8 protein-coding genes and 1 tRNA gene are annotated in these 12,591 nt (G+C 66.9%); 3 read left to right on the plus strand and 6 right to left on the minus strand.

Going from position 1 to position 12,591, the window contains the following annotated elements; genetic code table 11:
• Nucleotides 1–215: 215 nt before the first annotated feature.
• The 3 genes from IHD13_RS01670 to IHD13_RS01680 all read right to left on the minus strand — a co-directional run bounded on the left by IHD13_RS01670 (nt 216) and on the right by IHD13_RS01680 (nt 3,761).
• The gene (locus IHD13_RS01670) at nt 216–1,214 is read right to left on the minus strand and encodes a methyltransferase (RefSeq protein WP_195859306.1); all 999 of its coding nucleotides are present in this window, start codon (nt 1,212–1,214) and stop codon (nt 216–218) included.
• A 5-nt stretch (nt 1,215–1,219) separates the two neighbouring features.
• Complete coding sequence (locus IHD13_RS01675; RefSeq protein ID WP_195859307.1) at nt 1,220–2,035, minus strand: methyltransferase domain-containing protein; 816 nt, start codon at nt 2,033–2,035, stop codon at nt 1,220–1,222.
• Between the two features lie 172 nt (nt 2,036–2,207).
• On the minus strand, nt 2,208–3,761 hold the full coding sequence (locus IHD13_RS01680) for an amidase (protein WP_195859308.1): 1,554 nt from the start codon (nt 3,759–3,761) through the stop codon (nt 2,208–2,210).
• 163 nt (nt 3,762–3,924) lie between these two features.
• Between IHD13_RS01680 and IHD13_RS01685 the strand changes: the two genes are divergently transcribed.
• Both IHD13_RS01685 and IHD13_RS01690 read left to right on the plus strand, forming a co-directional pair.
• Nucleotides 3,925–6,015, plus strand: a complete 2,091-nt coding sequence (locus tag IHD13_RS01685; RefSeq protein WP_195859309.1) for a putative bifunctional diguanylate cyclase/phosphodiesterase — start codon at nt 3,925–3,927, stop codon at nt 6,013–6,015.
• 35 nt (nt 6,016–6,050) lie between these two features.
• A tRNA-Arg gene (locus IHD13_RS01690) sits at nt 6,051–6,127 on the plus strand.
• A gap of 111 nt (nt 6,128–6,238) precedes the next feature.
• Here IHD13_RS01690 and IHD13_RS01695 read toward each other — a convergent pair.
• Nucleotides 6,239–8,218, minus strand: a complete 1,980-nt coding sequence (locus IHD13_RS01695; RefSeq protein WP_195859310.1) for a sensor domain-containing diguanylate cyclase — start codon at nt 8,216–8,218, stop codon at nt 6,239–6,241.
• A gap of 335 nt (nt 8,219–8,553) precedes the next feature.
• Between IHD13_RS01695 and IHD13_RS01700 the strand changes: the two genes are divergently transcribed.
• A complete protein-coding gene (locus IHD13_RS01700) occupies nt 8,554–9,690 on the plus strand; it encodes a DcaP family trimeric outer membrane transporter (protein WP_326838298.1) in 1,137 nt (378 codons plus the stop codon).
• A 482-nt stretch (nt 9,691–10,172) separates the two neighbouring features.
• Here the strand turns inward: IHD13_RS01700 and IHD13_RS01705 are convergent, their stop codons facing one another.
• Both IHD13_RS01705 and IHD13_RS01710 read right to left on the minus strand, forming a co-directional pair.
• Nucleotides 10,173–11,228: a porin gene (locus tag IHD13_RS01705; RefSeq protein WP_195859311.1), complete on the minus strand. Its 1,056-nt coding sequence runs from the start codon at nt 11,226–11,228 to the stop codon at nt 10,173–10,175.
• A gap of 366 nt (nt 11,229–11,594) precedes the next feature.
• A complete protein-coding gene (locus IHD13_RS01710; protein ID WP_230086072.1) occupies nt 11,595–12,569 on the minus strand; it encodes a ProQ/FINO family protein in 975 nt (324 codons plus the stop codon).
• Between the last annotated feature and the right edge of the window lie 22 nt (nt 12,570–12,591).

Genomic DNA, 12,591 nt, shown 5'->3' on the forward strand with positions numbered 1-12,591 from the left:
CTCAAGACCCAAACCGAATATCGGCCACAAACCGCCTGATGGGATGTTTGTGGCCGGTCAGGAGAGATGGTATCTAGCCGTGCCCCCTGTCCAACGCCCCCTGCCATTGGGCAGGGGGCACGAACGGACACCACCACGCTCTACTGCATACCGTGCCGAAACCAACCTTGCCCCTCCCAGGCTGGGAAATACCTACCGGGAACCGTTGCCGTTAATCAGCGTTTGATGGCCCGATAGACCTGGAAACGGCGGTCGTCGGCGAGGATCTCGAAGCCGCCGAAGCTGGCCTCCAGCAGGTCGGGATAGGGCAGGAAGGCATTGGCCACCAGCCACAGCTCGCCCCCGGGCGTGAGATGCTCCGGCGCCTCGCGAATCAGCCGCCCCGCCGGCCCATAGTCGATGGCCCGCTCCTGGTGGAAGGGCGGGTTGCTGATGATGCGCTCGAAGCATGCCCCCTCGGGAAGCCCCGAATAGACGTCCCCGGCCACCACCTCCCCGACCAGGTCGTTGGCGGCCAGGCTGCGCCGGGTCGCCTCCACCGCGAAGGCGTTGATATCGGTGGCACTGACCCTGGCTCCGCGGCGGGCCAGCCAGCAGGCCAGGATGCCGTCGCCGCAGCCCATGTCCAGGACGCGCAAGGGGCCCTCGGGCAGGCGCAGCGCCAGGGTCTCCAGCAGCAGCCGGGTGCCGTCGTCCAGCTTGCCATGACCGAAGACCCCCGGATGGCTATGCAGGGTCAGCCCCTCGGCCTCGAGGGTCTGCCAGGCCAGGGCCGGGTCGAGAGCCACCCGCCCCACCCGGGTCTCGAAGAGGCTGCAGCGCCGGGCGCTGTCGCGCTTGCGACAGCCCAGCCCCAGGGCCGCCAGCACCTTGAGCACCCGCTTGATGCCGCCGTTGTTCTCCCCCACCAGCCACAGGGGGGTGCCCTCGGGCAGGCGCTGGCAGAGCGACAGCAGCCACCATTCCCCCAGGGCATGGCTCTTGGGCCAGAACAGCACCGCCCCCGGCACCTCGCCCAGGGGGGCGGTCGAGAAGGGGTCATGGACCACGCCACCCCGGGCGCGCCAGTCGGTCGACTGGGCCGCATCGCCACTGAGCAGGGCGGCGTCTCGCGGGGTGAGCCAGGCGTCCCGGGGCGGGGCCACCCAGAGCCAGTGGCGGTGGTCCTGCTCCTGGCGTTCGAGCAGTTGGCAGACGGGGGTCTCGGCGGGCATGGCGGTCACTCGGGTTTGTGCAGGGTATAGAGCAGGTAACGCCCCAGGCGCCAGTGGGGCTCGACGTCGCAGTAGCGGCGCTCCAGCGCCAGCAGCTGCTTCAGCTGCGCCTCGTCGGGATGGCGCTCGCGCAGGTAGTCGTGGAAGACGCGGATCCCCGCCACGGCGGTGATCTCGAGCCCCCGGGCCTCGGCCCAGGTGGCGATCTGATCATGGGTCAGCGGCGAGATGGGGGTCAGGCGCCGGCGCCGGCCGGTGCCCTCCAGGCGGTCCGCCAGGGCCTTCTCCAGGTTGCCCTTGACCACATTGGAGAAGCGCAGGGCGTCCCGGTTGAAGACCATCAGCGACAACTGGCCGCCGGGGGCCAGCAGGCCCGCCAGGGTGGCCAGGGCCGCCTCGGGGTCGGCCAGCCACTCGAACACCGCATGGCAGACGATCAGCGGCCAGGGCCCCGGAGCCGCCTCGGGCAGGCGCTGCAGGGGCTCACGCAAGAAACGTACCGACTGCCCCGCCAGGGCCTGCCGGGCCCGGGCCAGCATCTCCTCGGCGGGCTCGGCCAGGGTCACGTCGTGGCCACGCGCGGCGAACCAGGCGGCCATCTGCCCCAGGCCACCGCCCACGTCGAGCAGCGGCTGGCCGCCGAGCTCGAGCTGGCGGGGCAGGCAGTGATCGAGCAGCGCCAGGCGCAGGGCGCCGCGGGGCGAGCCATAGAGGCCGGCGGAGAACTTCTCGGCCAGGCCCTCGAAGTGGCGATCGCCATCGGCGGAGAGGGGCGCGTCGCTGGGCAAGGTGGCAGTTCCTGAGGTCAAGGGGGTGCCCATTCTATCCGCTGTGCGGCTCGCGGCGAACCTTAGGCTCTGTACGAAAACTGCCTGCGCTCGCCCATACGGCGTTAAAAATCGGCTCAAAGTACTCATTTACACCGCGTAAACTCCGTCTTTTCGCCGATTTTTGCCTTGTCTGGCCATCGCTCGCCGACTTTTCGTACAAAACCTAGGAACGACCGGCGCCTCCGGCCTCCTGGTCGCTCTCGGGGCGCGGCTCAGGCCGCACCTCCAGCGGCAGGCGCGCGGCCCAACCCACCTCCCGCTCCAGTTGGGCGGCGAACTGCAGCAGCCGCCGTTCGCCGCCCATGGGGCCCAGGCACTGCACCCCCACCGGCAAGCCCTGCGGGGTGATATGCAGGGACAGCGACATGGCCGGCTGGCCGGTCAGGTTGGCTAGCTGGGTAAAGGGCGAATAGCGCAGCGACTCCCGGGCCAGGGACTCGAGCCCACCCGCCCTGAGCGCCAGGGCAGCGGCGCCGGGCAGCGCCAGCAGGCCCATCAGCGCCTCCCGCCAGCGGCTCGGATAGAGACTGCCACGCAATGGCGGTGGCCCGCTGAGCACCGGCATCAAGAGCAGGTCGAAGCGGCAATGGAAGGCGCCCATGGCGCGCCCCAGGGTGTTCCAGTGGCGCTTGGCCAGCTCGTAATCCCGGGCCTTGAGGTGACGGCCGAGACGGGCGATGGCACGGGTGGCCGGCTCGATGGCCAGCCGCGACTCACGCATGCCGGTCTGCTCGGCGATCCACGCCAGGTCGGCACTCAGGTGTCCCAGGTAGAGGGTCAGGTAACTATGGGCCAGGGCCGCGCCGTCCACCGGCGGATCGCACCACTCCACCCGATGGCCCAGGGCCTCGCAGCGCCGGGCCGCGGCCTCCACTGCCTCGCGCACCTGGGGATGCAGCTCGCCACCGAAGGGAGCACTGAACGGCTCGCCCAGGGAGACGGCGATGGTCAACGGTTCCGGGGCACGCTCCAGGGCGGCCAGGAAGCCGCTCTCGTGGCGCACCGGGTAGGGTCCCCCTTCGTCCATGCCATTGATGGCGTCGAGCAGGGCGGCACTGTCGCGCACGCTGCGGGTCAGGGCATGCTCGACCACGGCCCCCTGCCACACCTCGCTATGGGCGGGGCCTAGCGGCACCCGGCCCCGGGAGGGCTTGAGGCCGAAGAGGCCGCACTGGCTGGCGGGAATGCGAATCGAGCCGCCGCCATCGCCGGCTCCGGCCAGGGGCACCAGGCCCGCCGCCACCGCCGCCGCGGCGCCACCGCTGGAGCCCCCCGGCGAGTAGTCGCGCCCCCAGGGGTTGACCGGATGGGGAAAGGCCCTGGGCTCGGTGATCCCCATCAGCCCCAGCTCCGGGCAACCGCTCTGGCCGAGGATCACCAGGCCGGCCTGGCGGAAGCGCTTGACCAGGGTCGCGTCTGCCTCGGGTCGCCAGTCGGCCAGGGCGGCGCTGCCGAAGCTCAGCGGCTCATCGGCCAGGCCCATCAGCAGGTCCTTGGTCAGGAAGGGCACGCCGGCGAAGGGCGAGCGGGGTTCCACCTCGTCGGCCTCGTGACGGGCTCGCTCGTAGCGCCGCCGCACCACCGCCCCCAACTGGGGGTTATCGAGGTCGATGGCGGTGCAGGCTGCCTCGAGGACCTCCTCGCGACTGACCTCGCCGCTGCGTATCAGGGCCGCCAGCCCCAGGCCGTCATAACGGCGGTACTCATGATCCTTCATTGCCCTTTCCTTGCCTCTGCCCAAGCCATCAGCATGATCAAATGGGCCCGACGATCAAGTCGTTATCAAAAAAAACACCGAACAACATTAAAGCTACAATGACATACCGCCGATAACACCCTATCCCCGACTCAGGCCATTGCATTACCCAGGGAGAGACCTCTTGAGCCCATTCCACGGCGACCTCGGCACGCTGCTCGACTTCCCCAGCCTGGCGATCTGCATCAGCGAGGGCGATTCCCTCGGCGGCCGGCTGGCCTACGTCAATCACGCCTTCGAGCGCTTGACCGGCTATGCCCGGGAGGAGCTGCTGGGTGGCCGTTGCCCGCTGCTGGATACCGGTGTCCTCGAGGAGGCGCATCGCCAGGCCCTGACCAAGGCCCTGCGCGACGGCCGCCCCTTTACCCTGACCCTGGCCTGCCAGCGTCGCGACGGCGACCTCTTCCATAACGAGCTGAGCCTGTCGCGCTTCTGCCTGGGCGATGGGCGTCGCTACCTGATCGGCATCCATCGCGATGTCAGCCAGCGCGAGGCGCACCAGAACCGCCTGGAGCTGGCCCAGGCGGTGTTCAACAACACCCATGACGGCATCCTGGTCACCGATGCCGAGAAACGCATCATCGACACCAACCCGGCCTTCACCGAATTGACCGGCTATACCCGGGAAGAAGCCCTGGGCAAGAAGCCCAACCTGCTCTCCTCCGGCAAGCACGACTCCGGCTTCTACGAGAGCATGTTCGCCGCGGTGGAGAGCCGCGGCTACTGGAGCGGCGACATCTGGAACACCCGCAAGGATGGCAGCCAGCTGATCGAGAACACCACCATCTCGGCGATTCGCGACGAGAGCGGGAAGATCGCCAACTATATCGGGGTGTTCCGCGACATTACCCAGCGCCGCCTCAACCAGGCGCGCCTCGAGCGCATGGCCAGCTACGACCCCCTCACCGGGCTCTTCAACCGGGAGCACTTCAATACCCTGCTGGAGAGCCAGCTGGCCAGCCTGGAGTATACCCAGAGCGGCCTGGCGGTGCTGTTCCTCGACCTGGATGACTTCAAGCCGATCAACGACAGCTTCGGCCACGCCTGCGGCGACGAGCTTCTGATCGAGATCAGCCGCCGCCTCAAGCACCTGATGCGCGCCAACGACCTCACCGCCCGCTTCGGTGGCGACGAGTTCGTCATCGCCCTGACCGGCCTGGGTACCGCCGACAAGGCCGCCAAGGTCGCCGAGAAGGTGATGGACGAGATCATTCGCCCCTATCAGCTCGACAATGGCGAACTGGTCAAGGTCTCGGTCTCCATCGGCATCGCCTTTACCTCGAGCCACGAGATCAGCGCCGCCCAGTTGCTGGACGCCGCCGACGCCGCCATGTACGAGGCCAAGCAGCAGGGCAAGAACCGCCTCGCCTTCGCCCGCGATCTGGCATGGCAAGCCGAGAGCCAGGACGCCTACACCCTGGTCAAGGCGGCCTTCGAAGGCGGACAGATCGAGCTCTTCTTCCAGCCGATCCTGTCGCTGCATCGCCAGTGCATCATCGGCTTCGAGGCCCTGGCCCGTTGGCGCCACCCGAAGAAGGGCGTGCTCGGCCCCCAGCATTTCATGGACGTGATCACCCAGTCGTCGCTGAGCCTGCCCTATGGTCGCTGGCTGATCGACGAGGCAGCCCGGGTCGCCAAGCGCTTCCATGCCGCGGGCCATGCCATTTCCATCGGCGTCAACCTCTCCCAGGACCAGATCGAGACCGGCGCCATCGTCGAATCCCTGGCCTCGGCGCGTCACCGCCACGGCCTGACCCACCCCTTCCTGGTCGCCGAGGTGCTGGAGTCGACCCACTTCCATGACCTGGACCTGGCCTGCGGCCTGCTGCAGGAAGCCCGCAGCCTGGGGGCCCAGATCGCCCTGGACGACTTCGGCTCGGGCATCTCCTCCATCACCTATGTGAGTCAGCTACCGCTCAACACCCTCAAGATCGATCGTACCGTGACCCGCCATGCGGAGACCCGGGAGGACCGCCGCCAGTTCGTCAGTGGCATTATCCGCATGGGACACGCCATGGGGCTCCAGGTACTGGCCGAAGGCATCGAAAGCGAGGAGCAACTGAACACACTTCGCCTGCTGGGCTGCGACCTGGCCCAGGGCTTTCATCTCGGCCGCCCCATGGCGGAGAACGAGATCGTCGCGCGCTACCTGGCCCCGGAGACACCGCCGCGCTTCGCCCTCGAGGCGGAAAGTGGCACCCCCTCAAGGGTTTAACTCCCCGCCGGGGAGCCGTATAATCCTGGCGGCTCGCCCCCATAGCTCAGCTGGATAGAGCGATCCCCTCCTAAGGGATAGGTCTCAGGTTCGAATCCTGATGGGGGCGCCACGCCACCCCGCCTGATGAGACTCGTCGCGCCCCATCGGCTTCTCTGCCGCTCCGCTGGACACCGGAGAGACACCACGAGCGCTCGGCACGATCACCGTGGTGCCTCCCGATCTACTCCGCCGCCGCCACCTGCACTCCATTGCGACCCAGCCGCTTGGCCCGGTAACTGGCGGCATCGGCCCGCGTCAGGGCCTCGCCCATCCCCGTGTCTCCCGGCTCGAAGCTCGCGACCCCGAGGCTCAGGGTGATCGAGTAGCGCCGCCCCGCTTTCGCCACCGAGACCCCGGCGGCGGCCCGCCGCAGGGCCTCCGCCAATGGCAGCGCCTGGGACAGGGCACAACCGGGCATCAGCACGGCAAACTCGTCACCGCCGAGGCGCGCCACCCAGTCACTGCGGCGCACCGCCCCCGTTACCGCCCCGGCCAGGCGCCTGAGCAGCTCATCGCCCAGGGCATGGCCGCCCTCGTCATTGATCGGCTTGAAATGATCCAGGTCGAAGAGGATCAACACCGTCGACACCGATTGGTTGCGCCAGTCACTCCAGGCCTCCTCCAGGCGGCGCTCGAAGCCGCGCCGGTTGAGCAGCCCGGTCAGGGGGTCGTGCTCGGCCTCCCAGCGCTGCTGGGCCTCGATCTCGCGGCGCTCGGTGATGTCCTTGACCATGCCCACGAACCCCAGCAGGCGCGAGTCGATCTTCACCGCCGTGGCATGCACCTCCAGCCATAGCACGCTGCCATCGGCCTGGCAGAAGCGGCATTGCCGCAGGAACTCCTCGCCACTGCCCAGGGTATGGCGCCACAGGTCCAGGGCATCCTGGCGCTCCTCGGGGTGCAGATTGGCATGCCAGGGCGCGGTCGACTCGGCGCCGTGCCCCACCAGGCTGCGCAGCGCCGGGTTCATATAAGTGGTTTCGCCCGCCGGGTCGGCGACGAAGATACCGGTGGGGGTCGAGCCGAGCACCGCATCCAGGAAAGCCTGGCGCTCCTTGAGGGAGGCATGGGCCATCGAGCGCTCGCCCTCCACCCGATTGAAGGTGACGGCCACCCGGCGCAGCTCCTCCATGCGGCTATCCAGGACGACCCGGGAGCGCCGCTCCTCTCCCACCTCTTCGATCTGCTGCTCCAGTTGTCGTAGCGGCGCCAGCACCCGACCGATCCGCCACCACATCAACGGCAACATGACCAGCACGGCGACCAGTCCGCCCCACCCCAATTGACGAATCAAGGCCTGAGGGGCCGCCTCCATCTCCCGCTGGGGGAGGTAGACTCCCACGATCCAGTTCGCCGGCCAGATCTGCCGATAGGCCTGCAGGGACATCTCGTCGCTGATCAGGGGGGCATAGGCGATACCCTCCCAGCCGTCCAGGGCCAGGTCGGCCCAGGGCGCCTGCTCGGGCCCCGGCACCCGCTGCAGCACCAGCGCCGGGTCGGGGTGAAAGAGGATGGTGCCCGAGGCGCTGGCCACGGCGGCGAAACCGTGCTCGCCGAGGCGAATCCGCCGTAGCCGATCGAAGAGACTGCCCCGGTTCAGGTTCACCAGGCCGCCGAGAATGCCCTGGAAGTGCCCATCGGCATCGTGCAGGGGCAGCGTCATCATTACCAGGGTTTCGCGGCTGGCACGCCCCTGGAAAGGCTCGCTGATATAGGGGTACCGGGAATGGCGAGGCAGGCGGAAGAAGTCGCGCTCGGCAAGGTCCAGGCCGACACGCCCCGGCACCTCCGGCCAGTCGGCGATAATCTCGCCCTCGGCGCTCGACACCACCAGGCCATCGAACCAGGCCAGCAGGGCATCGTTATGGCGCAGCTCCGCGCGCAGCTCGCTGTGCGTCTGCGACGCTTCCAGCAGGGGCGCCAACCGCTCCAGGGCGGCGATACGCTTGCTCACCTCGGCGGAGAGGTCATCGGCGATCAATTCTGCCTCATAGCGCAGATGGGTCGCATTGAGCTCCTGGACCAGGTCGCGGCCCAGCTGCCAGCCGAAGGCCAGCACCCCCACCAGGACCAGCCCCCAGGTCGTGGCCAGGCCCAACAACAGGCGCCCCCTCAGCGACCCCAGTCCCCGCCGTATGGCGTTCCACCCTCTCGACAGCATCCCTTCTCCCTGATATCGGCCCCGGAGGGAATATCGTCCGAAGGCGGATTTTCCTTAGCGCCTCCGGCTAACGCTTGCGAGAAAACAGCCTACACCGCCCTCCCCCCGACACCCAGCCATGGCGGCGGCCAGGCGCCACAAAAATAGACACTAATTTGTAAACACTACCATGGTCTTTGTGTCACAAGGTTGTTATCAACGCCACCTACCGATACCTTCACCAGCTGGCGAAAAGGTTATTCGCAGAAATATCGTGGATTTCCGGCGTCATGACATCACATAACAAGAGCTGCCCCAAGGCAGTAATGACACGCAAGCAAAACAAGGAATCAGACGTGACGACTCGCAACAAGTTCAAGCAAGCCAGCCTCTTCTCCGCCGGCGCCCTGGCCCTGGCCATCGCCGGCGCCTCCCAGGCCTACGAGATCCAGGCCGGCGACACCACCGCCAATATCTACGGCTATGCCAAGCTCGACCTGATCTATGACGTGGACGTGGAGCTCGGCAATACCGTCAACCGCAGCAATATCCTGCTGGATGATGAGGCCGCCCCCGAGGGCCACACCACCCTTCACGCCTACCAGAGCCGCCTGGGCTTCACCACCGCCACCCCGGCCGGCGGCAGCGAGCTCAAGACCACCATCGAGGGCGACTTCTTCGGTGGCGGCGGCGGCAGCTTCCGCCTGCGCCACGCCTTCGGCGAGTGGAACGGCCTGCTGGCCGGTCAGACCTGGACCAACTTCGGCGGCTTCCTGGGCATGAACCCCACCATCGACTTCACCCCCCAGCCGGGCCTGGGCAACGCCGGCCGCCAGGCCCAGCTGCGCTACACCGTGGACGGCTTCTCCGTGGCCCTGGAGGATCCGGATAACCTGGGTGGTGCACCGATGGCCACTGGCGCCAAGACCACCCTGCCCGACCTGACCGCGCGTTATCAGAATGGCGTGGATGGCTTCAACTACGCCGCCTCCGCGGTGCTGCGCCGCCTGGAATATGACACCACCGGCACCACCGACATGAAGGACAGCGCCTTCGGCTGGGGCCTGGCCCTGGAGGCCAGCGCCCGGCTCGCCGAGGGGGTGACCCTGCGCGGCTCACTGACCCATGGCGACGGTATCGGCGGCTACCTGGAAGGCAACCCGGCCGCCCCCGCCTACTTCGACCCCAACACCGGCGACCTGGAGACCATTCGAGCCACCGGTGGCACCCTCGGCATCACCGCCACCGCCGGCCCCGGCGATATTACCCTGGGGTATGGCGTGGCCCGGGCCAGCCTGAGCGATGCTCAAGCCGCCGGTGCCGTAGCTGCCGGTGACAACAAGCAGTTCGAGGCCATTCACCTGAACTACCTCTGGTCGCCGATCCGCAACGTCACCTACGGCATCGAAGCGGGCTACCATACCCGCGAGGTGGTCGATGGTCGCGATGGCGACGCCCTGCGCCTGCAAGGCATGGTGCAGTACAACTTCTAAGGCGCAACACTCCTTACGAAGCGGACGACCTCGATCTTGGCCCCGGCAATCGCCGGGGCTTTTTGGTTCCAAGAGCAAGGAGAGGCAAGGAGCAAGGGGGAAGCCGCATCAATCCCAGGGGATCTCCCAGGGTGCGGGTGCCCGCGATCCGCATGAAGCCATGGCGCGGCCAAAGCCAGCGCCTGGCTTGGCAAGGCTGCTCGGGTGGTAGAAGCCTGCGTCAGCAGCGGTCCGTCGTATCGGCGATTGATGGGTTGCCGAGGTATCGAATCGCCAGACGCCGGACCGCCAAGACGTCAAATCGCCGGCTAAAGCCTGCTCCTACAATAGCTTGCCGGAGGTTGGCCATGTCGTGGCTTCACTCTGATCCGCGAAGAGCCCAAAAAATACCGTGGAAATCCGCGGTCAGACGCAAAAAGGACAGGCACAAAAAAGCCGGCCCCGAGGGGCCGGCTTCTGTCGGTCTAGCGGTAGGCGACTTCTTAGAAGAAGTAGCGGGCACCGGCCAGAACGTAGGTGTCTTGATCACGCTGGTCAGCTTCGTTGATCTCGACGAAGGTGTCCATGTTGCTGGAGACCTGGTAGTAGGCACCGAACGCGTAGGCGTTGCGGTTACGCTCGCCGGACGGAGTCTCGACGCGGAAGTAGTCGGCGGCGAAGGTCAGCTCGCCCAGGCTAACGGTGGTACCCAGGCCATAGACCTCGGTGTCCAGGTCGCGCTGGTTATCGATACCGATACGGGCGCTGACCATATCGTTAAAGGCGTAGGAAGCGGTACCGCCGAAACGGGTCTTGTTGCTGGTCTGAACCTGCTCGGTACCCTCAACAAATACGGGGTCAGGTACCGGATCGCCGTTTGCGTCAAGCAGGTCAACTTGAACCAAGGCATCGATATCAGTCACCGGAGACGGCTCGGCCCAGCCAGCGGTCAGGGTCAGACCAGAGACTTCGTAGCTTACGCCACCCTGGGTGCGGACCTTGCTGCCATCCAGAGCGTCATTGTCGTTCTGGCTGTAGTGCTTGGCCGCCACGAAGGCCTGGAAGCCTTCCAGGTTCGGGGTCAGGTAGGCGATGGAGTCGCCGCGGGCGTTGAAGTCGCCAGCGGTCATCTCGGCGCCACGATCGATATAGTAATCGAAGGCGGTTACGACACGGCTGTTGTAGAGGCTGTTGAAGTTACCGGCCATCACGGTACCGAACTGCTGGCTCTCGACACCGATATAGCTGTTGCGCACTTCGGAGAAGCCGCTGTCGGTATCCTGCTCGTCGCCGGTGAAGCGCCACTCGACATAACCGAAGGCACGCAGATCCTGGCTGATCTGGTTGGAGCCGGACAGGTGCAGACGAGAGTAGATGTTGCGGAACTCGGAACCGGAATCCTTGGTGGCGCTACCGTCGGTGTTGGAGACGCCGACGGCGATACGGCCGCCCAGGTCCAGACGGGTGCCGTCCTGGTCGTAAACGGTGGCGGCCTGAGCGGCGGCAGCGGAGAGGCCCATGGCGCCGGCGATGGCAGTCGCTAACAGAGTCTTTTTCATCTCGATATGTCCTTACTAGCTTACTGTTTCGATCGTTACTGCGTATGCAGTCGGCTTTCCCGGTGCCCGGCTAAGCTAGTCTTGCCAGCCTTCCGTAGCGGCCACCTGAGCAAGCCTTGTTATAGTCCAATGCTCGCAGGGGAAACCTTATACCGGGAATTTAGAGAACGCAACAAGAAAAAACACTGTTTTCCTATCGCTCATTCGCGGATCACGGAACTTCGTCACTCCGTCGGGGTCATCCTGCGCACCCGGCCCATCATAGCCTGCCGGCGGCCCATGACAAGCCCATGACGCTCAACGCTGTATTAGAGGGGGCTGCGACCCTGGGTCGCACCCGGGGAAGAGAGACTAGCGACCGTGCCTCTAGCGGCCATGCTTGGCCAGCAGCGCATCCAGCTTCTGGGCCAGGCGCGCCTGGGGATCGGTCTCGCCCTTGCCGCTCTCCGGCTCGGCCGACGGGGTCTGAGGAGCAGTCGCCGACGGCGCCGCTTGCATAGACCGGTCCCGGGACGATGCTTGCTTCTCCGCGCGCGGCTTGGCTGCCTTTCCTTTCCCGGCCTTGCCCGCCGCCTTGCCGCCCTTGCGCTTCTCCTTGAGGAAGGTCTCGAGCTGGCGATGGGCATAGCGGGCCTCGCCCTCGGTCACGGTCCCGGCGGGCTCGCCATCCAGCCCCACCCGCTGGGCCTCGGCCCGTACCGCCTTGAGGTAGCGAGGCAGATGCACATAGCAGGCCAGGGCCCGGCGCACCAGCTTCTCCGGCCAGGGCTCGCGAGCCATCAGCTCCTCGTGGATCCCCACCTTCAGCGGCCGGGTATGGCCCTTGAAGAAGGCCTGGGGATAGCGTTGATACCACTGGGTCAAGAGCGCCTGGGGGGATGGCGCCGTCTCGATGGGGAGGGACTCCTGGGAGGGAAGGGACTCCTGAGAAGCCAGCGACTCTTGAGAAGAGCGCGGCTCCGGGGAAGAGAGCGCCTCCTGAGAGGAGAGGGGTTCCTCGGAAGAGAGCGGCTCCGGGGAGGACAGCGGCTCCGGGGAAACGGAAACTTCCCGATCCGCCGGCGCCGTCTGCGGCGGCATCGCTGCCTCATTCTTTTCGCTAGGCTCCGGGAGACGCGGGCGGCGCCCAATCAGCGCCGCCAGCCCCTGACTGCGGGGGACACCCGTGCCGGGCCGCTCGGCCTCGAGGCGCTCGCGCAGGGCCTGGTTTTCCGCCTCCAGGCGCCGATGCCGCGCCTCCAGCTCGGCGATACGCCGCCGCGCCGCGCCGAGTTCATCGAGCCGCCGCTCGACCTGACCTTCCAGTGCCGCCAGCAAGTGTCGATTCGCTTCGCTGCTCAAGGCGCCCCCTCCCTCGGTGTCA

Source organism: Halomonas sp. 328 (assembly GCF_015645095.1).
Taxonomy (GTDB): domain Bacteria; phylum Pseudomonadota; class Gammaproteobacteria; order Pseudomonadales; family Halomonadaceae; genus Bisbaumannia.

Coding starts and splice junctions, on each gene's coding strand:
- IHD13_RS01695 (WP_195859310.1), bottom strand. CDS start 8,218: ATGCTGTCGAGAGGGTGGAACGCCATACGGCGGGGACTGGGGTCGCTG.
- IHD13_RS01680 (WP_195859308.1), bottom strand. CDS start 3,761: ATGAAGGATCATGAGTACCGCCGTTATGACGGCCTGGGGCTGGCGGCC.
- IHD13_RS01670 (WP_195859306.1), bottom strand. CDS start 1,214: ATGCCCGCCGAGACCCCCGTCTGCCAACTGCTCGAACGCCAGGAGCAG.
- IHD13_RS01675 (WP_195859307.1), bottom strand. CDS start 2,035: ATGGGCACCCCCTTGACCTCAGGAACTGCCACCTTGCCCAGCGACGCG.
- IHD13_RS01705 (WP_195859311.1), bottom strand. CDS start 11,228: ATGAAAAAGACTCTGTTAGCGACTGCCATCGCCGGCGCCATGGGCCTC.